Origin of the sequence: Pseudomonas shirazica (assembly GCF_015168335.1) — a bacterium.
GTDB lineage: Bacteria > Pseudomonadota > Gammaproteobacteria > Pseudomonadales > Pseudomonadaceae > Aquipseudomonas > Aquipseudomonas asiatica.
In genome coordinates this window covers 2,203,643-2,230,562 of record NZ_CP063456.1, presented here as the reverse complement: position 1 = coordinate 2,230,562, position 26,920 = coordinate 2,203,643, and the positions used below count along the sequence as shown (strand labels likewise).

General features: G+C 63.4%; 17 protein-coding genes. 11 read left to right on the top strand and 6 right to left on the bottom strand.

The window, feature by feature from the left end; all coding sequences use genetic code 11:
• Nucleotides 1–51: 51 nt before the first annotated feature.
• The 5 genes from mexE (at nt 52) to IMX18_RS10145 (ending at nt 9,113) form a co-directional block, all read left to right on the top strand.
• Nucleotides 52–1,293 carry a multidrug efflux RND transporter periplasmic adaptor subunit MexE gene (gene mexE, locus IMX18_RS10165; protein ID WP_015270540.1) on the top strand — a complete coding sequence of 414 codons (1,242 nt, stop codon included), beginning with the start codon at nt 52–54 and terminating at the stop codon, nt 1,291–1,293.
• A 12-nt stretch (nt 1,294–1,305) separates the two neighbouring features.
• Nucleotides 1,306–4,485, top strand: a complete 3,180-nt coding sequence (locus tag IMX18_RS10160; RefSeq protein WP_039614707.1) for an efflux RND transporter permease subunit — start codon at nt 1,306–1,308, stop codon at nt 4,483–4,485.
• Nucleotides 4,482–5,897 (top strand): efflux transporter outer membrane subunit, encoded by a 1,416-nt coding sequence (locus tag IMX18_RS10155; protein ID WP_015270542.1) that lies wholly within the window; start codon nt 4,482–4,484, stop codon nt 5,895–5,897. Before IMX18_RS10160 ends, IMX18_RS10155 begins: the two co-directional genes overlap by 4 nt.
• Before the next feature lie 463 nt (nt 5,898–6,360).
• Nucleotides 6,361–7,416 (top strand): tetratricopeptide repeat protein, encoded by a 1,056-nt coding sequence (locus tag IMX18_RS10150; RefSeq protein ID WP_100413859.1) that lies wholly within the window; start codon nt 6,361–6,363, stop codon nt 7,414–7,416.
• A gap of 80 nt (nt 7,417–7,496) precedes the next feature.
• Complete coding sequence (locus tag IMX18_RS10145) at nt 7,497–9,113, top strand: response regulator (protein WP_217190104.1); 1,617 nt, start codon at nt 7,497–7,499, stop codon at nt 9,111–9,113.
• A gap of 6 nt (nt 9,114–9,119) precedes the next feature.
• Here the strand turns inward: IMX18_RS10145 and IMX18_RS10140 are convergent, their stop codons facing one another.
• Nucleotides 9,120–11,150 carry a hybrid sensor histidine kinase/response regulator gene (locus IMX18_RS10140; protein WP_081013951.1) on the bottom strand — a complete coding sequence of 677 codons (2,031 nt, stop codon included), beginning with the start codon at nt 11,148–11,150 and terminating at the stop codon, nt 9,120–9,122.
• A gap of 211 nt (nt 11,151–11,361) precedes the next feature.
• Between IMX18_RS10140 and IMX18_RS10135 the strand changes: the two genes are divergently transcribed.
• Nucleotides 11,362–12,048 carry a type 1 glutamine amidotransferase domain-containing protein gene (locus IMX18_RS10135; protein ID WP_015270546.1) on the top strand — a complete coding sequence of 229 codons (687 nt, stop codon included), beginning with the start codon at nt 11,362–11,364 and terminating at the stop codon, nt 12,046–12,048.
• Between the two features lie 126 nt (nt 12,049–12,174).
• Nucleotides 12,175–12,981, top strand: coding sequence for a CSS-motif domain-containing protein (locus tag IMX18_RS10130; protein WP_015270547.1), 807 nt, complete (start codon nt 12,175–12,177; stop codon nt 12,979–12,981).
• Nucleotides 12,982–12,997: 16 nt separating this feature from the next.
• Here the strand turns inward: IMX18_RS10130 and hppD are convergent, their stop codons facing one another.
• Nucleotides 12,998–14,074, bottom strand: coding sequence for a 4-hydroxyphenylpyruvate dioxygenase (gene hppD, locus IMX18_RS10125; protein ID WP_013972820.1), 1,077 nt, complete (start codon nt 14,072–14,074; stop codon nt 12,998–13,000).
• Between the two features lie 300 nt (nt 14,075–14,374).
• Here hppD and IMX18_RS10120 point away from each other — a divergent pair, with 300 nt between their 5' ends.
• Both IMX18_RS10120 and rarD read left to right on the top strand, forming a co-directional pair.
• On the top strand, nt 14,375–15,961 hold the full coding sequence (locus IMX18_RS10120) for an EAL domain-containing protein (protein ID WP_217190105.1): 1,587 nt from the start codon (nt 14,375–14,377) through the stop codon (nt 15,959–15,961).
• Between the two features lie 32 nt (nt 15,962–15,993).
• Entirely contained in the window at nt 15,994–16,881 is an 888-nt protein-coding gene (rarD, locus tag IMX18_RS10115; protein WP_015270549.1) for an EamA family transporter RarD, read from the top strand.
• Here rarD and IMX18_RS10110 read toward each other — a convergent pair.
• Nucleotides 16,844–18,415 carry a TerC family protein gene (locus IMX18_RS10110; RefSeq protein ID WP_191472643.1) on the bottom strand — a complete coding sequence of 524 codons (1,572 nt, stop codon included), beginning with the start codon at nt 18,413–18,415 and terminating at the stop codon, nt 16,844–16,846. The two genes, rarD and IMX18_RS10110, sit on opposite strands and share 38 nt — an antisense overlap.
• A 347-nt stretch (nt 18,416–18,762) precedes the next feature.
• Between IMX18_RS10110 and IMX18_RS10105 the strand changes: the two genes are divergently transcribed.
• Nucleotides 18,763–19,344 carry a LysE family translocator gene (locus IMX18_RS10105; protein ID WP_015270551.1) on the top strand — a complete coding sequence of 194 codons (582 nt, stop codon included), beginning with the start codon at nt 18,763–18,765 and terminating at the stop codon, nt 19,342–19,344.
• 99 nt (nt 19,345–19,443) lie between these two features.
• Here the strand turns inward: IMX18_RS10105 and IMX18_RS10100 are convergent, their stop codons facing one another.
• The 3 genes from IMX18_RS10100 to IMX18_RS10090 form a co-directional block, all read right to left on the bottom strand.
• The gene (locus IMX18_RS10100) at nt 19,444–20,226 is read right to left on the bottom strand and encodes an AraC family transcriptional regulator (protein ID WP_013972825.1); all 783 of its coding nucleotides are present in this window, start codon (nt 20,224–20,226) and stop codon (nt 19,444–19,446) included.
• Between the two features lie 44 nt (nt 20,227–20,270).
• Nucleotides 20,271–21,389, bottom strand: coding sequence for a glycosyltransferase family 61 protein (locus IMX18_RS10095; RefSeq protein WP_217190106.1), 1,119 nt, complete (start codon nt 21,387–21,389; stop codon nt 20,271–20,273).
• A 72-nt stretch (nt 21,390–21,461) separates the two neighbouring features.
• The gene (locus IMX18_RS10090; protein WP_054572562.1) at nt 21,462–22,616 is read right to left on the bottom strand and encodes a GNAT family protein; all 1,155 of its coding nucleotides are present in this window, start codon (nt 22,614–22,616) and stop codon (nt 21,462–21,464) included.
• A gap of 339 nt (nt 22,617–22,955) precedes the next feature.
• On the opposite strand from IMX18_RS10090, the gene IMX18_RS10085 reads away from it, so the two are divergent.
• The gene (locus tag IMX18_RS10085; protein WP_217190107.1) at nt 22,956–26,783 is read left to right on the top strand and encodes a leucine-rich repeat domain-containing protein; all 3,828 of its coding nucleotides are present in this window, start codon (nt 22,956–22,958) and stop codon (nt 26,781–26,783) included.
• Nucleotides 26,784–26,920: the final 137 nt, after the last annotated feature.

Sequence of the window (26,920 nt, the reverse complement as noted above, 5' to 3'; positions counted from 1 at the left end):
GCGCAAGACACTCACACTCCGCCCACTACTAATACATTGGCGGAGTTCTCCATGGAACAATCATTCAAACCCTTGCGCTTCCCCCTCGCTGCCCTGGCAGTGGTGGTGATCAGCGCTTGTGGCCGAACCCCAGACGCAGTGCAGGCTCCCACCGCGCCGAAGGTCAGCGTGGCCAAGGTGATCGAGCAACCGATCAATGAATGGGACGAGTTCACCGGCCGCCTCGAAGCCCCGGAAACCGTCGAGGTACGCCCACGGGTGTCCGGCCAGATCGACCTGGTGGCCTTCACCGAAGGCGCCCAGGTCAAGAAAGGCGACCTGCTGTTCCAGATCGACCCACGCCCGTTCCAGGCAGAGGTCCGCCGCCTCGAAGCCCAACTGCAGCAGGCCAAGGCCACCGCCATTCGCAGCGCCAACGAAGCCCGCCGTGGCGAACGCCTGCGTGACAGCAACGCCATTTCCGCAGAACTGGCCGAATCGCGTAGCAGCGCCGCCGCCGAAGCCCGCGCCGGGGTCGACGCGATCCAGGCCCAGCTCGACCTGGCACGCCTGAACCTCAGCTTCACCCGTGTCACCGCGCCCATCAGCGGCCGTGTCAGCCGCGCCCAGTTCACCGCCGGCAACATCGTCACCGCCGATGTCACCCCGCTGACCAGCGTGGTCTCCACCGACAAGGTCTACGCCTACTTCGACGCCGACGAGCGCGTGTACCTCAAGTACACCCAGCTGGCCCGCGAAGGCCAGCGCGGCCAGAGCACCCCGGTGTACCTGGGCCTGACCAACGAAACCGGCAACCCGCACCTGGGCCAGATGAACTTCGTCGACAACCAGGTCAACCCGCGCACCGGCACCATCCGTGGCCGTGCGGTGTTCGACAACAGCGACGGCCAGTTCACCCCAGGCCTGTATGCACGCCTGAAGCTGGTGGGCAGCGCCCAGTACCAGGCCGTGCTGATCAACGACGAAGCCGTGGGCACCGACCTTGGCAAGAAGTTCGTGCTGGTCATGGACAAGGACAACAAGGCCGCCTACCGCGCCGTGGAGCTGGGGCCGAAGCTGGAAGGCCTGCGCATCGTGCGCAGCGGCCTGGGCAAGGACGACCGCATCGTGGTCAAGGGCCTGCAGCGTGTGCGCCCTGGCTCACCGGTCACCCCGGAAGAGACACCGATGGCCAGCGAACAGACCCTCGCCGCCCTCGCCCAGCAGCGCCAGGCCCTGGAGGCCAGCAACCCGGCGCCGAAGGTGGCGGGCAACAACGTGAAAGTCGCCAGCGCCCAGGCGCCACGCGGTTAAGGGACCACACCGATGAACTTCTCGAAATTCTTCATTACCCGGCCAATCTTCGCCGCGGTGCTGTCGCTGGTGCTGCTGATCGCGGGTTCGATCTCGCTGTTCCAGCTGCCGATCAGCGAATACCCCGAAGTGGTGCCGCCCACCGTGGTGGTGCGCGCCAACTTCCCAGGCGCCAACCCCAAGGTCATCGGCGAAACCGTCGCCGCGCCACTGGAGCAGGCGATTACCGGCGTGGAGAACATGCTGTACATGTCTTCCCAGTCCACCGCTGACGGCAAGCTGACGCTGACCATCACCTTCGCTCTGGGCACCGACCTGGACAACGCCCAGGTGCAGGTGCAGAACCGCGTCACCCGTACCCAGCCCAAGCTGCCCGAGGAAGTGACCCGCATTGGTATCACGGTCGACAAGGCCTCGCCCGACCTGACCATGGTCGTGCACCTGACCTCGCCGGACAACCGCTACGACATGCTCTACCTGTCCAACTACGCCATCCTCAACATCAAGGACGAGCTGGCGCGCCTGGGCGGCGTGGGCGATGTGCAGCTGTTCGGCATGGGCGACTACTCGCTGCGCGTGTGGCTGGACCCGAACAAGACCGCTTCGCGCAACCTCACCGCCAGTGATGTGGTGGCTGCAATCCGCGAGCAGAACCGCCAGGTGGCCGCCGGCCAGCTGGGCGCCCCACCCGCCCCCGGTTCGACCAGCTTCCAGCTGTCGATCAACACCCAGGGTCGCCTGGTCAATGAGGAAGAGTTCGAGAACATCATCATCCGCGCCGGTGCCGATGGCGAAATCACCCGCCTGAAGGACATCGCCCGGGTCGAACTCGGCTCCAGCCAGTACGCCCTGCGTTCGCTGCTGAACAACCAGCCGGCGGTGGCCATCCCGATCTTCCAGCGCCCAGGCTCCAACGCCATCGAGATCTCCGACGAAGTGCGGGCGAAGATGGCCGAGCTGAAGAAGGACTTCCCCGAGGGCATGGACTACAGCATCGTCTATGACCCGACCGTGTTCGTTCGCGGCTCCATCGAGGCCGTGGTGCATACCCTTTTCGAAGCGCTGGTGCTGGTGGTGCTGGTCGTCATCCTGTTCCTGCAGACCTGGCGTGCCTCGATCATCCCGCTGATGGCCGTGCCGGTATCGCTGATCGGTACCTTCGCCGTGATGCACCTGTTCGGCTTCTCGCTCAACGCGCTGTCATTGTTCGGCCTGGTCCTGGCCATCGGTATCGTGGTGGACGACGCCATCGTCGTGGTGGAAAACGTCGAGCGCAACATCGGCCTGGGCCTGAAACCGCTGGAAGCCACGCAAAAGGCCATGGGCGAAGTGACCGGGCCGATCATCGCCACCGCCCTGGTGCTGTGCGCCGTGTTCGTACCTGCTGCGTTCATTTCCGGCCTGACCGGGCAGTTCTACAAGCAGTTCGCCCTGACCATCGCGATCTCGACCGTGATCTCGGCGTTCAACTCGCTGACCCTGTCGCCGGCCCTGGCTGCCGTGCTGCTGAAGGACCACCATGCGCCCAAGGACCGTTTCTCGCGGTTCCTGGAAAAACTGTTGGGCAGCTGGCTGTTCGCCCCGTTCAACCGCTTCTTCGACCGCGCTTCCAGCCGCTACGTCGGCGGCGTGCGTCGGGTCATCCGCTCCAGCGGCATCGCCCTGTTCGTCTATGCCGGCCTTATGGGCCTGACCTACCTCGGCTTCTCGTCCACCCCGACCGGTTTCGTGCCGGCCCAGGACAAGCAGTACCTGGTGGCGTTCGCCCAGCTGCCTGACGCGGCCAGCCTCGATCGCACCGAAGCGGTGATCAAGCGCATGAGCGAAATCGCCCTGAAGCAGCCAGGCGTGGCCGACTCGGTAGCCTTCCCAGGCCTGTCGATCAACGGCTTCACCAATAGCCCGAACAGCGGCATCGTGTTCACCCCGCTCAAGCCGTTCGACGAGCGCAAGGACCCGAGCCAGTCGGCGGCGGCCATCGCGGCTGCGCTGAATGCCCAGTTCGCCGACATCCAGGACGCCTACATCGCGATCTTCCCGCCACCGCCGGTACAAGGCCTGGGCACCATCGGCGGCTTCCGTCTGCAGATCGAAGACCGTGGCAACCTGGGCTACGAGGCGCTGTACAAGGAAACCCAGAACATCATCGCCAAGAGCCACAACGTTCCGGAACTGGCGGGCCTGTTCACCAGCTACCAGGTCAACGTGCCGCAGGTCGATGCCGCCATCGACCGGGAAAAGGCCAAGACCCACGGCGTGGCGATCACCGACATCTTCGACACCCTGCAGGTCTACCTGGGCTCGCTGTACACCAACGACTTCAACCGCTTTGGCCGTACCTATCAGGTCAACGTCCAGGCCGAGCAGCAGTTCCGCCTCGATGCCGAGCAGATCGGCCAGCTGAAGGTGCGCAACAACCTCGGCGAGATGATCCCGCTGGCGACCTTCCTCAAGGTCAGCGACACCTCCGGGCCTGACCGGGTGATGCACTACAACGGTTTCATCACCGCCGAGATCAACGGCGCCGCGGCACCGGGCTACAGCTCCGGCCAGGCTGAAGCTGCCATCGAGAAGCTGCTGAAGGAGGAACTGCCCAACGGCATGACCTTCGAGTGGACCGACCTGACCTACCAGCAGATCCTTTCGGGCAATACCGCGCTGTTCGTGTTCCCGCTGTGCGTGCTGCTGGCCTTCCTGGTGCTTGCCGCCCAGTACGAAAGCTGGAGCCTGCCGCTGGCAGTGATCCTGATCGTGCCGATGACCCTGTTGTCGGCCATCACCGGGGTGATCGTGTCGGGGGGTGACAACAACATCTTCACCCAGATCGGCCTGATCGTACTGGTGGGCCTGGCGTGCAAGAACGCGATCCTGATCGTCGAGTTCGCCAAGGACGAACAGGCCAAGGGGCTCGACCCGCTGGCTGCGGTACTGGAAGCCTGCCGCCTGCGCCTGCGGCCGATCCTGATGACCTCGATCGCCTTCATCATGGGTGTGGTTCCACTGGTGTTCAGCTCCGGTGCAGGTTCTGAAATGCGCCATGCCATGGGTGTGGCGGTGTTCTCGGGAATGATCGGGGTTACCGTGTTCGGCCTGTTCCTGACCCCGGTGTTCTTCTTCCTGATTCGCCGTTTCGTCGAGCGTCGCCAGGCCCGCAAGGCCGAACGCGCCCAATCGCTGGAGAGCCATGCATGAACCTGCTCAAACCCTTGACCCCGAGCTTGCTGGCGCTCGCCCTGGCGGCCTGTGCAGTAGGCCCGGACTACCAGGCACCGGCCACCGAGCCCGCGCAGCTGGCCAGCGACATACAGGCCAAGGCCTACGACCGTAGCCGTTTCGAAAGCCTGTGGTGGAAGCAGTTCGACGACCCGGTGCTGAACCAGCTGGTGCAGGCTTCGCTGGATGGCAACCGTGACCTGCGCGTGGCCTTCGCCCGCCTGAAGTCGGCCCGTTCGATCCGTGAAGACGCGGAAAACGATCAGTTTCCGGTGGTCACCAGCCGCGCCAGCAGCGACATCGGCAAGGGCCAGATCCCCGGCCAGACCACGCAGCGGGTAAACAGTGAGCGCTACGACCTGGGCCTGGACATGGCCTGGGAGCTTGACCTGTTCGGCCGCATCCAGCGCCAGATCGAAGCCAGCGAAGCCCAGGAAGCAGTAGCCGCGGCCGACCTGCAGCAGCTGCAGGTCAGCCTGATCGCCGAACTGGTGGATGCTTACGGCCAGCTGCGTGGCGCGCAGTTGCGCGAGAAGATCGCCCTGGCCAACCTCAAGACCCAGCAGGAATCGCGGGCCATCACCGAAACCCTGCGCGATGCCGGCGTGGGCAACGACCTTGATGTGGTGCGGGCCGACGCGCGCCTGGCCGGGGTCGAAGCCACCGTGCCGCAACTGCAGGCGGAACAGGCACGGGCCCGGCATCGCATCGCCACCCTGCTCGGTCAGCGCCCCGAGGCGCTCAGCGTCGACCTGTCGCCCAAGGCCCTGCCGGCCATCGCCAAGGCGCTACCGGTGGGTGACCCGGGAGAACTGCTGCGCCGCCGCCCGGACATCCGCAGCGCCGAACGCCAGCTGGCGGCTGCCACCGCCAACGTTGGCGTGGCCACGGCCGATTTGTTCCCACGCGTCAGCCTCAGTGGCTTCCTCGGCTTTACTGCTGCACGTGGTTCGCAGATAGGCTCCTCGGCAGCCAATGCCTGGGCGCTGGGCCCGAGCATAACGTGGGCCGCCTTCGACCTGGGCAGCGTGCGCGCCCGACTGCGCGGTGCCAAGGCCGATGCCGAAGGGGCACTGGCCAACTATGAACAGCAGGTGTTGCTGGCCCTGGAAGAATCGGCCAACGCCTTCAGCGACTACGACAAGACCCAGCAGCGGCTGCTGTCGCTGATGCGCCAGAGCGACGCCAGCCGCAAGGCGGCGGAACTGGCCTCGATTCGTTATCGCGAGGGTACGGTGGACTACCTGGTGCTGCTCGATGCCGAGCGTGAGCGGCTGAGCGCTGAAGATGCGCAGGCCCAGGGTGAAGTCGAGCTGTACCGGGGCATCGTCTCCATCTACAAGGCCCTGGGCGGCGGTTGGCAACCGGAGACCGTAGCCAGCGCGCGCTGATACACCCGTTTCAACGACTCCTTTGGTTGGCCCCTCCCCCAACCGTTTGCCCCGCAGGCCTTGGTCCGCGGGGCTTTTTTATGTTTTTTGGGGGTGTTTTTGGGGGGCTCGCCACGACATCATCGTTGTCGTCGAGATCGAGCGCCGCCCGCGCGGCGCTTCGCAGCACAAGGCTGCTCCTACATCTGTTTCGGGCCAGTTATTCCTGAGGTAGAGGCGCGCGGCCCCTTGGCGTCCACGTCGATATCGTGTCGGACAAACAAGGCGGTCGCGCGCGCTGGCGCAGGCGTTACTGGCCTGAGACAGATGTAGGAGCAGCCTTGTGCTGCGAAGCGCCGCGCGGGCGGCGCTCGATTTATGCCCCACCGCAGAACCCGAGGCAGGCACCACGCAACCCTCACTCGGTTGCATTTACCCCCCGGCTAGCCCAAGCTCTGCCCTTCCCGTCGCCCCGGATCGTCCGATGCCCAGACGCAACCGCTACCTGATCGCCCTGCTGCTGTTGATCCTGGTATCGGCCCTGTTCGGCTACCTGTGGCGCGACGCTCCGCCAGCCCCGCCTACCCTGCCTGCGCACAGCTACACCAAGGCCCTGCGCCAGGCCCATGAGGGCCAACCCGGCGCAGCACGGGTGCTGTACCAGCAACTGCAGCGCACCGACCTCCCGCCCATTCGCCGTGCGGCCTTGTATGCCGAACTGCCAAACTATCCTTCGCCCCAGGCATTGAAACTCGCCCGTCAGGACCTCGAGCATGCCGACCCGCAGGTGCGCCGTGCAGCCATTGCCGGTATTCGCCGCCTGCTGCCGGCGGCGCAGCGCAGCCTGGTACTCGGCCCACTGCTGGACGACGACGAGCAAAGCGTGCGCTTTGCCGCGGTAGATGCCCTGCTCGGCCTTGCTCCGGATGACATCGGCCTTTATTTCGGCCCGCTACAGGTCGCCCTGGAGCAATACCAGCAGGCACTCGAGCAACAACCCGAAGACGCCGACGCCCAGGTCCACCTGGCGCGCCTCTACCTGCACGAAAACGACTACACCCTGGCCGACACCGCCCTGCAGCGAGCCCTGGCGGTAGCGCCAGGCAACCTCGACGCACTGGCGACCCAGGTACGCCTGCTGGAGCGCCAGGGCCATCACGACGCCTCGCGTCAGATACTGGGCAAAGCCCTGGCGCTAAGCCCCGATTCGGCCTTTCTACAGTACGAACTGGGGCTCTGGCTGAACCGCCACGAGCAGCGCGAATACGCCTTGCTGGCCTTGTCCCGCGCGGTCGAGCTGGACCCGGACAACGCCGACTACCGCTATACACTGGCAGTCACCCTGCATGAACTGGAACAACTCGACGCCGCACAAAAGCAACTGGAAACCGTGCTCAGCCGCCAGCCGGCCAATCGCCGGGCACGGGTGTTGCTGATTAAGTATTGGAAGGAAACCGGCCAGTTGCAGAACGTGCAGGTACTGCTGGCAGAACTGGAGCGGCAGAACCCGGACGACCCCGTGCTGCAACAGGGCCTGTAGGCAACGTCCGAAAATTTGTTGAACCCTGGGGCTGTGCCCAAGGTCCAGTGGATATCAGACCACCCTGCAGGAGAGTCGTTTTGGCCAGTTCGTTGGCGCTGGACGAACGTGCATTGATCCTGGCGCCCCCGCCAATAGCCGCAGATACTGCTCGCCTGCTCGCTTCTGCGGGCATCGACAGCCTGTGCGCGGTCGACCTGGCCAACCTGCAAGCCTGCCTGGCCGAAGGCGCAGGCCTGGCGATCATTGCCGAGCAAGCGTTCAAACAGGGCCCAAGTGCATTGCTGCAAGAATTCATCGACCAGCAACCGTGCTGGTCGGACCTGCCCATCGTGCTGCTCGGTCAAGGGAGCCAAGCGGCCAAGGGCTCGACCAACCTCCCGGTGGGCAACCTGGTCCTGCTGGTCGCACCATTCGAAAACGCCCAGCTGCTGCGCATGACCCAGTCCGCCCTGCGCAACCGGCGTCGGCAGTATCTGGCACGCGACCAGTTGCAAGACCTGCAGCAACGCCTTGACGCCAAGGCCGCACCTCCCGGCGAAGAGCAGCAACGCAGCGAGTTCGTACGCCACCAGACGCGCAAGATGGAGGCCATCGGCCAACTGGCCGGGGGGGTCGCCCACGACTTCAACAACCTGCTCACCAGCATTGGTGGCAGCTTCGAGCTGATTGACCGGCGCTTGCGCCAGGGTCGCAGCGATGGCCTGGACAACGTGCTGCGCATGGGCCGCGAGGCGGTGTCACGCGCCGCGCGCCTGACCCACCGCCTGCTGGCCTTCTCTTCTCGGCAATCGCTGCACACCCAGCAGGTCGACCTGCACGACCTGCTCCAGGCAAAACGCCTGAAGGCTTGCGTGACCCCGACCGTGACCCTGCAGGTGCAAATCGCCAAGAACCTGTGGTCGGTCGAAGCCGATGACCAACAGTTGCAGGAGGCCCTCGACAACCTGTTGATCAATGCCTGCGAAGCCATGCCCAATGGCGGTCAGCTGCGCATCGAGGCAAGTAACCAGCACATCGGCGCCGGGCAATTCGCTGGCGGTGCCCTGTGCGCCGGCGACTATGTACGCCTGCGAGTCATCGATGACGGCCAGGGCATGGCGCAAAGCACGCTGGAGCATGCCTTCGAGCCGTTCTTCAGCACCAAGGCGATCGGCCAGGGCATCGGCCTTGGCCTGTCGATGGTTTACGGCTTCAGCAAGCAATCCCAAGGACATGTCACCCTGCACAGCCAGATCGGCCAAGGGACCCGGGTGGACCTTTATCTGCCGCGCCACGTCGACCAGGGCCAGGCACCGGTCAAACCCGTACAACCCGTGCGAGGTTACCAGGGCCATCACGTGCTGGTAGTCGAGGACGACCCCCATGTACGCCAATTGCTCTGCCAGGTCCTGCGCGAGGATGGCTTCGCCTGCCACAGTGCCGCCGACGCCAATGAGGGCCTTAAGGTACTGCGTTCGACACAACCGGTGGATCTGCTGATCAGCGATGTCGGCTTGCCCGGCATGAATGGCCGCCAGTTGGCCGAGATTGCCCGCAACCTGCGCCCACGCTTGCCAGTACTGTTCATCACCGGCTATGCAGAAACCGCCATGGCCCGCGAGGGCTTCCTGGAGGCGGGGATGCACCTGATCAGCAAGCCCTTCGAGCTGAAGCAGCTGCAGGCCCAGGTGACCCAGATACTGGGCAAGCCCTGAACCGCTTCATTCCTCGAGCATGCGTAGCGCCTCATCCACCAGGTCCGCCAGCGGGAACGGCTTGTTCATCAATGCCGTGCCCGGCTGCTCGAGCAACTGCGCTTCGATCGGCTGACCTGCATAGCCGGTAATGAACAGGATCTTCTGCAACGGCAGCTGCATGCGCATGGCCTTGGCCACCTGGCGGCCACTGAAACCACCCGGCAAGCCGATGTCGGTGATCACCAGGTCGAACGGGCCGTCATGGCGGAAGCGCTCCAGTGCGCTATTGGCGTCGCCCACATCAATGACTTCGAAACCACGTTCGGTCAGGTACTCGCACATCACAGCACGCAAACCGAGCTCGTCATCGACCAGCAACAGGCGCTGCCTCCCGGCCATGCGCTGCGTCCGGTGCACAACCGCAGGCGCCTCGGGTACCGGGTCATGCCACCTTGGAAAAAGCATGCAGACCTTGGTGCCCTGGTTCGGCGCCGACTCGATCCAGGCGTAGCCCCCCGACTGGCCGACAAACCCATACACCATCGACAAACCAAGGCCTGAGCCACGCCCGACCGGCTTGGTGGTGAAGAACGGTTCAAAGGCCCTGGCAATGTCCACGGCCGGCATGCCATGGCCATCATCCTCCACATACAACGCAACGTAGTCGCCTGGTGGCAGGCCGCTCTCATCCGGGAAACACCTTGTCAGCCGCTGGTTGATGCTGCGCAGCGTGACATTGCCGCGATCAAGGCACGCTTCGCGGGCGTTGGTGCAAAGATTGATCAAGGCATTTTCCAGCTGGGAAATATCAAGGTTCACCGCCCACGGCGTGACATCCAGCTGCCAGTGCAAGCGCATCTCGGCGCCCAGCGTGCTCCGCAGCAGTGGTTCGCTCAAGCGCAATTGCCGGTTGAAATCCAGCGGCCTGGGCGCCAAAGGTTGATGACGGGAAAACGCCAGCAGGCGATGGGTCAGCTCCATGGCACGCTGCACCGAATCTCGCGCGACCTCGACATACGCCTCCACCCGCTCCAGCCGTCCTTCCTGCAGGCGCCGCTGAAGCAGTTCGAGGCTGCCACCGATGCCGGACAACAAGTTGTTCAGTTCATGGCCCATGCCCCCGGCCAACTGCCCGACCACCTCCAGACGCTCGTTGTTGCGCATCAGCGCTTCGGATTGACGAGCAGCCTCCTCACGTTCCCCGGTGATATCCCGGCCAACGGCAGTCAGCAGGCTGCCATCGAACCGTGCACTCCAGCGAAAACAGTGGTAATGGCCATCGCGGTGGCGCAGGCGCGTCTCTATCTGCTCGGTATCCCGGTACTGCAGGCACCCGGAAACGGCCACCTCAACCTCAGCGCGATCTGCCGGATGTACCAGGTCCAGCACCGGAGTGCCCAGTACCTGCTCTTCGGACCAGCCCAGGATGCGATACCAGGCGGGGTTGGCGGCACACACCTTCATCTCGGGAGTGACCGTCATCATCGCATCACGCGACAGCTGCCAGAACTGCTCGCGCTCCACCAGGTGTCGCTCGACCTGCCGCTGGAATTCTTGCGCCTGCTCCCGCCAGTGGCGATGCGCCTCGACGCTGGCCGTGGTTTCGATCACCGCGTGCAGAAACCCTGCCACGTTGCCCAGTTCATCGTGCAACGGTGTGTAGCCGAACGCACACCACAACGGCTCCCCGCCTTGGCCGCGGCCAATATGCAGTGGTGGGTCCTCGACAAAGCTCGAGCGCCCCTCGAGCGCCTTGAACACCCACGGCCCCATCGCCGGCCATTCATCGCTCCACAGCGCGTCGAAGGGCATGCCCAATGCATTCGGGGCAACCCGCCGCAATGCCCGATAGCCTTCATTGTGGACCACGCTGAGGTCTGGTCCCCAGACCACGGCACACGGAAACGGTGACAATTGCATCATGTCGACGGCAATGCGCAACGAAGCCGGCCAGCGCGGCAGCGGCCCGAGCGGTGTACGCCCCCAGTCGAACCGTGCAATCCGTTCGCCCATGAGGTCAACCGGTGCCAGCACAGACGGCTGCAGGATGACCATCGACGCAGGCTCGCGCGGCGTACCATTTGTGACCACTGTCGTGACTCCAGCATGATTCAGAAAAAGTACAGGCGCTGCGTGAATGTGGTTCACGTTAGCACAACACACGCCACCCAATATGGCGTACTGGCACCTGAGAGCTATGCTCATTAGGTTTTCCCTCGGGCCGGGGGAGCAACGGCCCATTCAGGTTGCCGACGGGAGCGTGGTCATGAGCAAGAAAATGCTGGTGGTGCTGACCAATACAGCCAAGTATCCGACCCTCAAGCGGGCGACCGGCTTGTGGCTGGGGGAAGCGGTGCACTTTGTCGAAAAAGTCGAAAAAGCCGGTTACGAGGTCGATTATGTCAGCCCGCTGGGCGGCTACGTCCCTGTCGACCCGCATAGCCTGCAGATGGCCCCCGACCTGGACTGGCTGTGGTATGACGACAAGCGCTTCATGACCCGCCTGGGCAACACCTTGAGCCCTGGCCAGGTGAAGGCAGAAGAGTACAGCGTCATCTACTACACCGGCGGGCACGGAGTGATGTATGACTTTCCCGACAACCAGCCGCTGCAAGAGCTGGCCCGCCGGGTGTACGAGCACAAGGGCATTGTCGCGGCGGTTTGCCATGGCGTTGTCGGCCTGCTGAACATCAAGCTCAGCGACAACAGCCTGTTGCTCAAGGACCGTCAGGTGACCGGCTTCTCCAATACCGAGGAGAAGCTCGTCGAACTGGACAAGGTGGTCCCCTTCCTGACGGAAACCGAGCTGGGTGCCCGCGGTGGTACCTACAGCAAGCATGAAGACCCGTGGCAGCCGTTCGTGGTGGCCGATGATCGGCTGATCACCGGGCAGAACCCGGCCTCCACGGCCCAGTTGGCCGAAAAAGTGCTCGCCAGGCTGAAGCGAGGCTGACAACGAAGTTCTGCTTTTCTGTAAAACCGCAACACTTTTGGCCTACAGCCGGAGCATCATCAAGCACATAGGATCAGCGCTGACCTGTTCAACCCGAACAGCAAGGTTCAACGGAGCGGCGGTCCTATGGCAGCAATACCGAGTCTCGGCATCAACTGGCGGAAGTTACTATTGATATTGTCCATCGGCGCAATACCGGTACTGTCCGGGTTACTGATGATGAACTATCAACTGGATAGAAAACTTGAGGAGAATGCCAAGGTTTCTGTTCAAGAGGCGATTTTCAGCATCGACCAGGCACTGGGCCGCATGGAAGGCGATCTGGACCTGATCCTGCCATTGGCAGGCAAGCCCTGTGACGAAGTACTTGGTACGCTGGAGCAGAGAGTCGCCAACAGCCCGCACCTTCGTTCACTGATACTCACCCGCGACCAACAAGCGTATTGTGCGACGGACATGGACCCTTTGGCGTATAACTCGGCTTTTGCCCTGTCCGGACGGCAGACAGAGCTGGCATTCGACGCTCCATCGTCGCCTAACGCGGCGATCATCAAAGTCCAGAGACCGAACAGCGACCCTGGGATAATCGCAACAGCGTACGGTCGGCAGCTGCGTGACGAACTGCGTGCTTTCCAGGACGGCCTGACATTGCTTCTGGAATTTAGCGACCTGTATATCTGGAGCGAGGGAGACAGCCGCGACGCACAACGGCCCTCCCAGGTCGAATTCACCGAGCGATCGGTTTCCCAGAAATATGGTTACGTGGTGATCGGCGGTTACCCCAAAGGATACGCCACCCAGGAGTTTCGCCTATCCCTGCATCAGGTACTGCCCTCGCTGGTACTGGTCGGGGTCGCCAGCATGTTCATCATGTACCTGGGCCTGACCATTTCGGGCAAGAGAAGGGTTGATACCGCCGCCATCGAATCGTGACGGCGGTACCCTGGGGTTACTCGGTGCTCAGCACACCACGACGTACCTGGTCGCGCTCGATGGATTCGAACAGTGCCTTGAAGTTGCCTTCGCCAAAGCCGTCATCCCCCTTGCGCTGGATGAACTCGAAGAACACCGGGCCGAGCAGGGTCTCGGAGAAGATCTGCAGCAGCAGGCGCTTGTCGTCAGGCTGGGAGGCACCATCGAGGAGGATACCGCGTGCTTTCAACTGGTCGACCGGCTCGCCGTGACCTGGCAGGCGCTCTTCGAGCATCTCGTAGTAGGTTTGCGGCGGTGCAGTCATGAAGCGCATGCCGAAGCCCTTGAGGGCGTCCCAGGTCTTGAGCAGGTCATCGGTCAGGAAGGCGACGTGCTGGATGCCTTCGCCGTTGAACTGCATCAGGAACTCTTCGATCTGCCCGGAGCCCTTGGACGATTCTTCGTTCAGCGGGATGCGGATCATGCCATCCGGTGCAGTCATGGCACGCGAAGTCAGGCCGGTGTACTCACCCTTGATGTCGAAATAGCGGATTTCGCGGAAGTTGAACAGCTTCTCGTAGAAGCCAGCCCAGTACGACATGCGCCCGCGATAAACGTTGTGGGTGAGGTGGTCGATGATCTTCAGGCCGGCACCCACCGGGTTGCGGTCCACACCCTCGATGAACTTGAAGTCGATATCGTAGATCGAGCTGCCTTCCTCGAAACGGTCGATCAGATACAACGGCGCACCGCCGATGCCCTTGATCGCCGGCAGGCGCAGTTCCATCGGGCCGGTTTCGATTTCCACCGGCTGGGCGCCCAGTTCCAGGGCGCGGGCATAGGCCTCATGGGCATTGCGCACGCGGAACGCCATGCCGCATACCGACGGGCCGTGTTCGGCAGCGAAGTACGAGGCGATGCTCTTGGGTTCGTTGTTCAGGATCAGGTTGATGTCACCCTGGCGATACAGGTGCACATCCTTGGAACGGTGGGTAGCGACCTTGGTGAAGCCCAGCATCTGGAATACCGGCTCGAGCACGCCAGGGGTCGGCGAAGCCAGTTCGATGAATTCAAAGCCCATCAGGCCCATCGGATTGTCGAAGATATCAGCCATGTTCGTGTCCTCATCTGCAGCGAAAGATTATTGATTGCGTGGGATGTGGAACGGAAACGGCGGGGAGCACGGGATACCCCGCACGCTGCGGGCGAGGAAATCACCTATTATCAGCTTGAACCCATGGTATGTCATATGGACCCATTCTCGGCGGGCTTGATCCTTCGGCATCGAAGGACCTTATTGTTGTATTCGTAAATGGATTCTACATTGCGTAAAATGGTTTGTCGCCCTTTAGTTGCTCACCGGTCCCGACAAGCGGCTATCCTCTCGTAATCCTTTATACAGATCAGGGTCAGCATGCCCCTTACCGTCAAACGCCGCGCCGGCCTCGGCTGGCGCACCCTGTTGCCCTGGGTCGTCGGCGTGCTGCCCGTGGCATGCGGCCTAACCGTGATGAACTGGCAGATCGAGCGTGAAATGCACGCCAGCAGCCAGGCTACCACCCGCCAGGTGGTGGAGCACGTCGAGCGCATTCTCGACAATCTGTCCAGCGCTGCCCATGCTCTGCTGCCGCTTGTCGACAGCCCGTGCGACGAGGTCCAGCTCATGCTGCGCGCCCAGGTCACGCGCAACGCCTTCGTGCGCTCGACCAACCTGTTCCGGCACAACGCCCTTTATTGCACCTCGCTGTTCGGCGCATTCGACGAGCCGGTCAACCCCGGCGACTACATCGACGGCAAGCTGTGGCTGATGGACGGCAACTCGGTCACCCCTGGCCACCCGCTGCTGGTGTATCGGGCCAGCGATGGCGACCGCGGCGCGATCAGTACGGTCGATGGTGAACACCTGCTGACGGCGCTGCGCCTGATCGGCCCCGATGAAGAGCTGCAGATCCGCGTGGGCGATGCCTGGCTGGGCAAGGATGGCATCGTGCACAAGGGCGTGCCCCCTGCCGCGGCCAGCGCGAATGTGCAGCTGGGCTCGACCCGTTACCCGTTCAGCGTGCATGGCGGCTACGGCGCCGACAAGCAGGGCCAGCTGTGGCTCAGCCACTATCCCGCCCTGTTCGGTCTGCTGCTGATACTGGGCGCGGTGGCCGGCCTGGTGTGCCGCTGGCAGGTTCGCCGCGCCACCTCGCCCCGTGCCGAACTGCGCCGGGCCCTGGAGGCCGACGAGTTCCTGCCGTACTTCCAGCCGGTAGTGCGCAAGGGCGACTACCGCTGGGCCGGCGCCGAAGTGCTGATGCGCTGGAACCACCCGCGCGAAGGCCTGGTGCGCCCCGACCTGTTCATCCCCTACGCCGAACACAGCGGGCAGATCGTCGCCATGACCCGTGCGCTGATGATGCACACCGCGCAGAGCCTGGCTCCCTTTGCCGGGCTGCTGGAGGACGGTTTCCATATCGGCATCAACATCACCGCCGACCACTGCCGCGACTTCAGCCTGCTGGACGATTGCCGGACCTTCCTCCAGCACTTCCCGCCAGGCCGGGTGGTGCTGACCCTGGAGCTGACCGAGCGCAAGCTGATCGAGCCCACGCCGGTGGCCCTGGAGCTGTTCGAGAAGCTCGACGTCATGGGTGTGAAGATCGCCCTGGACGACTTCGGCACCGGCCAGTCAAGCCTCAACTACCTGCGCCAGTTCAAGGTCGATTACCTGAAGATAGACCAGAGCTTCGTCGCCATGATCGGTGGCGATGCGCTGTCGGTGCACATCCTCGAGACCATCATCGAGCTATCGGCCAAGCTGGGCCTGGGCATCGTTGCCGAGGGCGTGGAAACAGAAGCCCAGCGCGACTACCTGGCCCGTCATGAGGTGGACTTCCAGCAGGGCTACCTGTTCGCCAGGCCCATGCCGGCTGCCCAGTTCCTCGAAGCGCTGGCCGCACGCCCGGCTGCGTCGCGGTTGCCGCAAGCCGCGCCCCCTGAGATCATGCGCGGCTGATCCACCTGCTCAATTCCCTATTCGAGGCATTCGTGTCAAAAGGCATTCTTTCGTCGGTCATGGCGTCCTGTCTGTTCGCCGTGATGTACTTCTATACCTCTCTGCTCACGCCGCTCGATGGCGAGGAGATCTTTGGCTGGCGCACCCTGTTGACGCTGCCCTGCCTGACCCTGTTCATGCTTGTCTCGAAAGACTGGAAACGGGTGGGCGAACTGCTCGCCCGGGTAAAACACACGCCGCTGCTGTTGCTGGGCATGGTCGGCACCTCGTGGCTGATGGGCGTGCAGCTGTGGCTGTTCCTCTGGGCGCCCCTGCACGGGCGCAGCCTGGAAGTGTCGATGGGCTATTTCCTGCTGCCGCTGGCCATGGTCCTGACCGGGCGGCTGGTGTATGGCGAGCGCCTGTCACGCCTGCAGAAGGTGGCCGTGGCCTGCGCTGCTCTGGGCGTGGGCCACGAGCTGTATCAGCATGGCAGTTTCGCCTGGGAAACCCTGGTGGTGACGATCGGCTACCCGATCTATTTCGTGTTGCGCAAGCGCTGCCGCACCGACCATTTGGGAGGTTTGTGGTGCGACATGTGCCTGCTGTTGCCCTGGGCGCTGTATTTCGTGATCCAGGGCCCGCTTTCCCCTGCGGATCTGCAGGCACACCCTGGGCTGTATGCGTTGATCCCGATCCTCGGGGCGATCAGCGCCTCGGCCCTGATCGCCTACGTGCTGGCCAGCCGCCTGCTGCCTTTCAGCCTGTTCGGCCTGCTCAGCTACGTCGAGCCAGTGCTGCTGGTAGGCGTTGCGCTGTTGCTGGGCGAAACCATCGGCCCGGATCAGTGGCTGACCTACCTTCCGATCTGGGCCGCGGTGCTGGTACTGGTGATCGAGGGTTTCAAGCACCTGCTGCGTCAACGTCGCCGTTCGGTGTAAGCCGAACCTGACGCACCCGCCGCTCCTCGACCGCCTCCACGGTCAGCGTCCAGCCATTCCAGGCCAGGCGGTCACCAACCATAGGCAGGCGGTCGAGCAGGCTCATCACCAGGCCCGCGAGGGTCTGGTAGTCCTCGGTGGCTCGGGCGCAGAAGCCGGTACGTGCCTGCACCTGGCCCAGGTTCAACGCGCCGCTGACCACAAAGCCTTCACCTTCCTGAACGATGCCCGGGCCTTCGACCTCGCTGGCATCCGGCAACTCGCCGGCAATCGACTCCAGAATATCGGTCATGGTCAGCAGGCCGGTAAAGTCACCGAACTCGTTGACGACGAAAGCAATGTGCGTCGACTGGCCTCGCATCTGCTCCAGGGCATTGAGGATGCTGAAGCTCTCCAGCAGGTTCAGCGGTACTCGGGCCATGCCTTCCAGATCGGGCTGGTTGCCCGACAGCAGCTCCTTGAGCAGTTCCTTCTTGTGCACGAAGCCCAGTGGCTCGTCCACGCGGCCATCGCGGATCAGCGGCAGGCGCGAGTACGGCGAATTGGCCAGGGCCTGGGCAATGGCGTCGGCCGGCTGCGCCAGGTCGATCACATCGACCTCGGCGCGGGCGGTCATCACCGTGCGGATAGGCCGCTCGGCCAGGTTCAGCACGCCACTGATCATCACCCGTTCACGGCGGTCGAACAGCACCTGCTCCTCACCGCCTTCGACCAGGTCAGCGATTTCCTCGCCCACCTCGTCAGCCTCGACCCGGCGGCCACCCAGCAGGCGCAGCACGGCATGCGCGGTGCGCTCACGCAGCGGCCGGTGCTGCTGCAGGCTGCGCTTGCGGCGGGCACGGGCCAGCTGGTTGAACAGCTCGATCAGAATCGAGAAGCCGATGGCCGCGTACAGGTAGCCTTTGGGGATATGGAAGCCCAGGCCTTCAGCGGTGAGGCTGAAGCCGATCATCATCAGGAAGCCCAGGCACAGCATGATCACCGTGGGGTGGGCGTTGACGAAGCGGGTCAGCGGCTTGCTGGCAACGATCATGATGCCGATCGAGAAGATCACCGCGATCATCATCACCGACAACTGCTCGACCATGCCAACCGCGGTGATCACCGCGTCCAGCGAGAACACCGCATCAAGCACCACGATCTGCGCGACGATCGGCCAGAACGCAGCGTGGCGTACCGTGCCGCTGGCCTGGGCCACGTGGCCTTCCAGGCGTTCGTGCAGCTCCATGGTGGCCTTGAACAGCAGGAACACGCCACCGAACAGCATGATCAGGTCGCGGCCCGAGAAGCTCTTTTCGAACAACTCGAACAACGGCGCGGTCAGGGTGACCATCCACGAGATACTGGCCAACAGGCCAAGGCGCATGATCAACGCCAGGCTCAGGCCAATGACCCGTGCGCGGTCGCGCTGATGCGGCGGCAGTTTGTCGGCGAGGATGGCGATGAACACCAGGTTGTCGATACCCAGCACCAGCTCGAGGACGATAAGCGTCAACAGGCCCAGCCAGGCCGTGGGGTCGGCTAGCCATTCCATTAGCGGGTACTCACGAGGGCAGCGTCACGAGGACGGGAGAAAGAAGGCCGGGAAGACCGGGGACTGGGGGGCTCCGCGAAGGTGCTCATATAGACCTTGTTAGCAAATTGGGAAAATGATCCTACAAGCTCAGCAGCTTTCCGTAATAGCGCAAAACTATTACAAAACCTGTAACAACCTTGTAGGAGCGGCCTTGTGTCGCGAACGGGCCGCTCTGCGGCCCGATCGCGACACAAGGCCGCTCCTACACAAAAATGCGCTGGCCGGGCGTGGGGTACTTTTCTTCAATACCGCAGGCTGTCGATGCCCGAGCATGAAGGCCAACCTCAACCAAACGGATCCCCCTCATGAGCCTGTCCCTGTCCATGGCCGCTTTCGCACTGGCGGCCTCGATCTCCCCCGGCCCGGTCAACATCGTTGCGCTGGGCAGCGGTGCCCGCCATGGCCTGCGTGCCAGCCTGGCACATGTGGCTGGCGCCACGCTGGGCTTCTGCCTGCTGCTGGTGCTGGTCGGGCTGGGCCTGCATCAATTGTTGCTGCGCTGGCCTTTGCTGGGCCTGCTTTTGCACTGGGGCGGCGTGGCGTTCCTGCTGTACATGGCATGGAAGCTGGCCAGCGACGATGGGCAACTGGGCAGTGCCCATCCCACCCAGGCTCCCTCGGCCTGGCACGGCGCGGCGATGCAATGGCTCAATCCCAAGGCATGGCTGGCAGCGGTGGCCGGGGTTGGTGCCTATACCGCCGGTGAGCAGCAGCTGCTGTGGCTGTTTGCCTGGATCTACGGGCCGATCTGCTTCATTTCAGTGGCCAGCTGGGCGTGGGCCGGGAGCGTGGTTCGCCAGTATCTGGGCAACCCACGGCACATGCGCCTGCTGAATCGGGGCTTGGCGCTGCTGCTCGTGGGCAGTGCGGTCTACCTGGTCATTTGAGCCTGGCTGCACCGACCCTATCGCTGCCCTCAAGACCTGCGCAGTACCTGTGGGAGCTGGGTTGCCGGCGATAGGGCCACCACCGCCAAAAATGGCAATTCAGCCGAATGCATTGCGGTAATGCCCCGGTGTCGCCGCCAGGTGCTGCTTGAAGGCCCGCTGCAGGTGCGCCTGGTCGGCAAACCCGGCCTCCTGCGCAACCTCGGCAATAGCCCGGCCCTGACGCAATTGCGCCCTGGCCAGCTGCACGCGCTGGTCGAGCAGGTAACCATGCGGCGTCAGGCCGAAGCGTTGGCGGAACGCGCGAATCAGGTAGGAACGCGACAGGCCGCACGCCGCGCAGATGTCGTCCAGGCTCAGCGGGTCGCCACGATGGGCGCGAATGAACGCTGCCGCCGTGTCCAGTCGTGGGTTGCCCTCGTCGTTGACGCTGGCATCGCCGCCAAGCAAACCTGGAAGTGCGCCAAACAGCGCCGCCAGGCGCCCTTCCCGGTCTGGCACGCCGGCGTCGAACAGGTCGGCAAAGGCCTGCAACAGGCTCCGGTACAACACCGGCGAGCTACTCCAGGGCCGGGCCGGCAAGGTGAACCCCAGTGCCTGCAACCAAGGCATATCGACGAACATCATCAGGTAGGACCAGTGTTCCCCGTCGATGGGGTTGCAGGCATGCACCACACCTGGGTTCATCAGCACCGTGGTACCAGCAGCCACCTCTATGCACTGGTCACCGTACAGATAGGAGCTGCGCCCCCCCGTTATCACTCCGATGGAAAAGCTCTCATGGGAATGCGCGGCGTAGCACACCTGGCGCCCGTCCCCTACCCGCCGGGCCTCGACGAAGGGCAACGCCGGGTCGCGCCAGAACCGTGATACCTCGATCATCCCTCACCCCGCTCGCCGCTGCCATGCGCCTGAATACTACACGCCTATCGCGGAAACAGGTCCAGCGTCCGCTCAACTTCGCCGACATCGATCGTGAAACCATCGCCGTCCGGTATCCCGACCACAAAGCCGAAATGCTGGTGGTCTCGGTCCGTCAGGTACTTGTAGTAGCTGACAAACCGATTGGGCGGCTGCAACGTCAGCAGGCAACCACCGGCCTGCAGTACGTTGACCCCATGCACCAACTGGCTACCTTCCACACCGATTACCACCCTCGCCCCGGCGCAGGCCGCGACGATACTCGGCACATCGGACTTCAGCGGGTTAACGATGCGAAAACCGCGGGTGGCGCGCAAATGCTCCGCCAGCGCCAGCTCATTGCGCAGCAGGCGCAGGTCACCATCGCCACCACGCAGCAGGAACACCCCCGGATGTGGCGCATGCGGCACATGCGACAGCAACTTGTCGCCCATGGCCCGGTAGCGGGCATGCCGGCTGCGGTTGTTGGCCTGGTCATCGAACAGCACCAGCTTACGGAAAAACGCACTGCGCAGGCGCAGCGGGTTCATTTCCAGCCAGTCTTCATAGGCCGGGGCCTGGGCAAACAGCGGGTATCTGGCCGAGGGCGCGGTGGTTACCGGTATGCCTTCGTTACAGGCCAGCGCATAGGTCGGACAATCCTCCATCAGCCAGGTACCGAACCACGTGTTGCCGTTTTGCGTGCAATAGATGGCCGCGCGGTCGATTTCGTTTTCCACGACGATGCTCGGAAAGGGGCCCGGCTTCAACGACAGCCAATGGCTGGCCTTGCCCTTGTACAACGCCCCGTCGACCAGCCATACGTCCTTGATCAGGTAGCCGCGGGTTGGCCCTTGCAGTGTGCTGATGCCGCCTTCCATGGTACGCGCAGGGTGCACGTAGGGATAGAAACGCTTGCCTTCCCACCCCGTTACTCGCTCCAGCTGGCCTGGCAGGAAAACGGCCGGGGGCGAAACCGTGACTTCCCCCGGGGCAATGTCCCAACTTTTGTCCGCCACGCTCTTGAGGTCGATGCCGCTGTTCCTGCCTAGCCGTTTGCGCGCCATGTAGCGGTAGGCGGCCAGGGTCCAGGTGTGCTGCCTGGCCGCAGGCGATGCACTGAACTTCGAGATGTCGCTTCCCATGAAGCGTCCTCCCTTGATGACAAGGTCAAAAGCCTGGCGCAAGGCGCCAGATCAACGCCTCCTGGCAACCGCTCAGCTGCACGTGACCCTTTCCATGGTGGGTGGTGACCGCAGGTTGGCGTAACGGTGACGCAGGCTTTCCACGAACGTTTCGCCCGTACCGTTGCCCCCATAGAAGTAGATCTTGTGCAGGCCGCCAAACACCATTTCCTGATAGCGGCTGGCAACTTCCTCGTCACTCGCGCCCTCGGGCAACCCCAGGTGCAGCGTGAGCTTGTCGCCTTCGACCGCGAACATCGGTGTGTCCCAGAGGAACTTCGCCGTGCCGGTTCTGGGCAAGCGGACAAACAGGTAGGCATGGTTACCCAGCGAGTCGATATCGCCACCGCGGCGGCGCTTCCACTTCAACAAACCGTCATCCGGGCGCGCCAGGCAAAGGCCGATATCGTAATAGTCGAAGCCCTGCTCCAGTGCCCACTCCAGGGCCATGAAGGTGGTGATCGAATTTACCTCGCGCAACTTCCGTGCATCGGTGAACACCGCCTCGCAATAGCCGAAACGCAGGGTGCTCCAATAACGCTTGCCACCACGCACCACTTCACAGCCCAGGTGGCAGCCGATCACTTCATCGCCCAAGGTGATCAAGTCGAGCCGACCGACGCCCCTGGCAATGCGGAACACTTCTTCAGTGGGAAACTGCGCGGCATGGATACCTTGCCTGGCGCTGGCATAAGGGCGCAGCAGGTAGCGGTCGGCCATGGCGATCTCGTCATCCGACCGGGCCTGGCGCATCTGGTACAGCGGCCGGTTCTTGCGGATGCTGCGCCGCAACTCGCTGTCGTAGCGCGCGGTGATATCCTCCAGCGAGCGCCCCAGCGGCACCACGGCGCTCAGGTAATGCGGTACCGACAATGCCCCCGACGTCGGCATTTCGCTGACCACCACCACGTGGTTGGCTGCTACCGTCGCGCTTGCGCTGTCAACAATTGCAGCATTGCCCGAACCCTTGCCGGCAATCAGCAGCTTGGCCATTTCCCGTTGCTGCTTCCGGCCGATATAGATGATTTCGTAGGGGCTTTCCTGCTGCAACCTGAACCTGGCGATTTCCCAGCGCCAGAAACAGGCACGCGCCATCGCTTCAGACACCTTGCTGGCCAGGTGTCTGATTTCGTAGCGTATGGAGGGCGAGACGAGTTTCCTCGCCGCTGCCGTCAAGGTCGCTTTCATTTCTTCTTCGACGTCCTTTGAGACACAGCATGGTCAATCGGAAAAGGACAGCAATTCAGTAAAAAGCACGTATCATGTTGATATTCGGAAATTATCCAGAAACCCCCATATCAATTAACAATTTAAGGTGCGCCCAAACACTTTATCAAGTGGCACTTTGATTGCATTTCCTTAAAGCTTCCTCACGCCATGTAAAGTTTCATGACGTCAAATTTCCTGCATGAATGGCCGATTCAGACAGCGAATTTCCATCGATATATCCAAGCCGCGTTATCCCATTACCACTCGCCTGTCTGGAATTGACGTTTGATGCCCCCTTTGCCTGAAAGGAGCGTCGACATGCCAGCCATCAATCCCCATCAACCCCTGCTTCAGGCGCAGCTGCCGCACTGGGCTCGCCAGGTAACGCCCAATCAGTGGGCCGCGTTGAAGCGAACCCAGGTCGCCCCGTGGAAGAGGCAGGACTGGTTCGCCAATGCTGCCCCCGACCTGCGTGAAGCAGCGTGTGCCAGCCAGGCGCGCCTGATGCAGGCGCAAGCAGCCTTGGCCAACTCACTCAAAGGCCTGAAACAAATCACAGAATTCGCCGAGCCATTGCTGCAACGGCGTCTTGCCGAACACGGCTTTCACGCGCAGCTGCGCAATAGCCAGCTATTGCGGGTCGAGCGCAACTGGCACTGGGCCGCCCTGCGCTATCTATTAAGCCATCGACGCGACAACCTGCTGCAGGCCGCGCTGCAGAACTTCGCCAGCGACGAGGTGTTCACTGCTGAAAGTGCCATTGCCCTGGGCGATAACATTCACGTCACGCCGATTCAGATACAAGGCGCCGTCCCCGTTGGCATGCAAGTGCCCATCGCCCACTTTCCATTGCAGTCGGAGCACTACCAGGTGGAACGGCTGCCACTCGCACCGGCCGCTTTCGCCACCCTGTGCCGTGACCTGGACCTGGGCAAGGCTTACCAGGCCCACCTGGAACAGCACCTCGCCCAACCCGCCACACGGGGCTTGGCCATCAGGGTGCAGAAAGACCGCCTGCGCCTGGCGGCCGACCTTGCCTATATGCGGCACCTGCTTGATGGCAGCACCCTTGACCAGATCGAACGGCTGTTGCAGGGTGGCACCGTACCGTGCTGGCAACTGGCGCTGTTCGGCACGCCCCTGCACGAGGTCATGCTGATCGATGCCGGCGGTGCGGGGCTGGCGCTGTATCTGCCCGGCCATGACCCGGCCCTGCGCCAATGCAGCAACCTGGACGCGGTACACGACACGCTGGCGACCTTGCTGCTGGAGCCCGATGCCCGCCAAGCCTTCACGGCCTACATCAGGCAGGACCAGCGCACGCACTTTCTCGACCTGTTGCAGCAGAACCTCGACGCCACAGGCAATACTGCCTATGACCGCCCTTGGCAGCGCGCAGCGCAAGCGGACCTGCGTCCCACACGCGTGGCCATCACGGCCGAGCCTTTCGGCCACTACCAGGACCTGCACCTGGCCCGCCTCAAGCACGAAGCCAGCCTGCTGGCGGTCCCCACCGCGATGGCCGATGCCAACGCGCGGGCCAGGCGCCTGGATGAGTGGGAAAACCTTGGCCTGGATGCACTGAATATTGCCGCGTTCTTCATCCCAGGTGCAGGCACCCTGATGCTGGCCGTCACGGCCTGCCAACTGCTCGGCGAGGCCTTCGAAGGCTACCAGGCCTGGCATGAAGGCGACCGTCACCTGGCGCTGCGCCACCTGGAGGCGGTTGGCCTGAACCTGGCCCTGATCGGCGGCTTCGTGGCGGCGGGCAAGGTGGTACCCAAGCTGTTCAACAGCCCGTTGATGGAAAGCCTGCAGCAGGTACGCGGCAGCGACGGGCGCTACCGGCTCTGGAATGAAGACCTCACCCCCTACCGCAGTGCCGTGACACTGCCGCAAACCCTGCAGCCCAATGCACTTGGCCAGTACCTGTACCAGGGCCGGTATTTCATCCGCATGGACGGCCAGCTCTTCGAACAACGCTTTGACCACAACCTGCAGCAATGGCGGGCCATTCACCCCGACACGCCCGATGCCTGGCAGCCACCGCTGGCGCACAATGCCCAAGGTGCCTGGCGCGGCCAGCATGAACAACCCGGCCAGTGGCCATTCGCGAAGCTGGCGCGCCGTCTTGGCGAGGCGTATGCCGCGTTCACACCAGAACAGCTGGCCAAGGCAGGGCGCCTCTGCGGCATCGACACCGCGCGCTTGCGCCGGGTGCACCTGGAAGGCCAACCAACGCCCCCGCTGTTGCTCGATACCCTGCAACGCATGACGGCACAGGCCGAGGTAGAGGCGTTGGCCGACAAAGCCCCGCCAGGCCTGTTCGAGCGGCTCTACAATGGCAGCGCGCCCGCCACCCCGGCAATGCAGAAGCTGCTCGACGCCTATGCGCGGCTGTCCCCAGCCTTGGCCAGACGCTTGCTGGCGCCGCTGAGCGAGGCCGAAACGTTCGCCTGGCAAGAGCACGGTCAGTTGCCCACACAGGTTCGCCAGTTGCTGGAGCAGGTGCACAGCGAGCTGCCGCTGGTACGTGCACTGGAAGGTGTGCTTCAGCCAGCCCGGGCCAGCAGCGACAGCGAACGCTTGCTGTTCAGCGCCCTGGATGCCATGCCCGACTGGCCCGCGGACCTGCGCCTGGAGCTGCACGGTGCAAGCCCCATAGGCCCTTTGCTGGAGCATGTCGGCCACGAACAGGCCGGCACCCTGCGCCGCGTGATCAAATCGGTCGAAGGCTATGAGGTCGACCGGGGCGAGCGCCCTGCACCTGCACCGCTTGATCCAGACCTCTGCCGCGCCATCGAGCAGGCACTGCCGCGCCCGCATCGCGATACGCTGGGCATCACGACGGCCGATGGCAGCTCGCTACGCCAGCGCGTACTGGGTTGGGTCGACCAGCACAGGGAGGCACTCGCCCAACGGCTCTGGGGGCATCGCGCGCTGTTGCGCAAGCCCATGGGCAGCTTGCGCGGCGGTCGGCCGCTTGACCCCGAACCGCCTCAGCCGCGCCTGGCAAGCTCCCTGGCCGGGGCTTATCGCCGCTTGTTCCCTGACGCCACCGACTGGGAATTCGAAAACTGGCTAGGCAACGACGAGGACAACCTGTACGTCGATGACATTCGCTCAACCACACAGCGCCTGCATGACCTGCAGCAGCGTCTGGATACTTTGCGCCGCGACCTGCATGAATGGGCCCGGCCCGATCCGCAGCGCCCTCACCAGCGGCACCTGGCCATCCGACCCATCCTCAACGCCTGGCGGCGGCTGTCGACCGTAGCGCTTGAAGGGGGTGGCAGCCTGCACAGCCTGGACCTGTCCGGCCTGGAGCTGGACAACCAGGACTTGGCCAGCCTGGCCTTGCCAGACGACTTCACCCATGTGCAGCACCTGTCACTCAGCTACAATCGTTCGCTCAACCAGTTGCCAACCGGGTTCTACGAGCGCTTCCCCAACCTCAATCGCCTGCTGCTGGCCGACTGCCGGTTCGACACCGTGCCCCGCCTGGGTAACACTGAGCACCTCGCCTGGCTGGATCTGGAAGGCAACCGCATTACCTGGAGTAGCCAAGCCCAGCAGGCACTGAACCGCTGCTCCGGGCTTGTAGTACTGGACCTTTCGGGCAACCCACTGCTGCAGGCCCCGGACCTGCGCGGGCTGGGCTACCTGAGGACACTGTTCCTGAACGACTGTGCGCTCAGCGAATTGCCGCAAGGCCTGGACCAGATGATCGAGCCCATCATCCTGGACATTGGCGACAACCAGCTGCTGCGGCTGCCTGACGGTTTCAACGTACCACGGCCTGTCGCAAACGCCCTGCGCCTGGAAAGCGAATGGCTGGGTTCACCAGTGCTTGCGCAGATCGAGGCCTACAACGCGATGCACCAAGTGGACCTGCTGGTGTGCGAAGGCGACTACCTGGAATTCTTCGAACAGACCGGCCCGGCCGAAATGGCCCTGTGGCAGCGATTGCCGCTGCAGTATCGGCGCGACCTCAGGCCCTTGCTTGAACTTGAACCGTTCGTGTCCCGCCCACGGCAAGCCCGTGCAGAGTTCTGGCGGCGCCTGGCCCTGATCGACGCAGACCCGGCCCTGCGCCAGCAATGGTTGACGCACCCACCCTATGACCTGTTCAACCTCCCGCTTTGACAGGGATACCGATGCCTGCCTGTCCAACAGGCAGGCGCGGGTGGTCATGTTAGGCCAGACTGGTGTTTTTCCGGCGAGCAGTGCATGCTCGCTGCTGAAGCGTTTCACCCAGCTCGAAACCCACCCAGCAATGTGAG

Bases quoted from the DNA above. Each gene is read 5' to 3' on its own strand.
- IMX18_RS10140 (WP_081013951.1), bottom strand. From the start codon at position 11,150: ATGGTCATCCTGCAGCCGTCTGTGCTGGCACCGGTTGACCTCATGGGC.
- IMX18_RS10155 (WP_015270542.1), top strand. From the start codon at position 4,482: ATGAACCTGCTCAAACCCTTGACCCCGAGCTTGCTGGCGCTCGCCCTG.
- hppD (WP_013972820.1), bottom strand. From the start codon at position 14,074: ATGGCTGATATCTTCGACAATCCGATGGGCCTGATGGGCTTTGAATTC.
- IMX18_RS10110 (WP_191472643.1), bottom strand. From the start codon at position 18,415: ATGGAATGGCTAGCCGACCCCACGGCCTGGCTGGGCCTGTTGACGCTT.
- IMX18_RS10135 (WP_015270546.1), top strand. From the start codon at position 11,362: ATGAGCAAGAAAATGCTGGTGGTGCTGACCAATACAGCCAAGTATCCG.
- IMX18_RS10090 (WP_054572562.1), bottom strand. From the start codon at position 22,616: ATGAAAGCGACCTTGACGGCAGCGGCGAGGAAACTCGTCTCGCCCTCC.
- IMX18_RS10150 (WP_100413859.1), top strand. From the start codon at position 6,361: ATGCCCAGACGCAACCGCTACCTGATCGCCCTGCTGCTGTTGATCCTG.
- IMX18_RS10095 (WP_217190106.1), bottom strand. From the start codon at position 21,389: ATGGGAAGCGACATCTCGAAGTTCAGTGCATCGCCTGCGGCCAGGCAG.
- IMX18_RS10085 (WP_217190107.1), top strand. From the start codon at position 22,956: ATGCCAGCCATCAATCCCCATCAACCCCTGCTTCAGGCGCAGCTGCCG.
- IMX18_RS10100 (WP_013972825.1), bottom strand. From the start codon at position 20,226: ATGATCGAGGTATCACGGTTCTGGCGCGACCCGGCGTTGCCCTTCGTC.
- mexE (WP_015270540.1), top strand. From the start codon at position 52: ATGGAACAATCATTCAAACCCTTGCGCTTCCCCCTCGCTGCCCTGGCA.
- IMX18_RS10105 (WP_015270551.1), top strand. From the start codon at position 18,763: ATGAGCCTGTCCCTGTCCATGGCCGCTTTCGCACTGGCGGCCTCGATC.
- IMX18_RS10130 (WP_015270547.1), top strand. From the start codon at position 12,175: ATGGCAGCAATACCGAGTCTCGGCATCAACTGGCGGAAGTTACTATTG.
- IMX18_RS10120 (WP_217190105.1), top strand. From the start codon at position 14,375: ATGCCCCTTACCGTCAAACGCCGCGCCGGCCTCGGCTGGCGCACCCTG.
- IMX18_RS10160 (WP_039614707.1), top strand. From the start codon at position 1,306: ATGAACTTCTCGAAATTCTTCATTACCCGGCCAATCTTCGCCGCGGTG.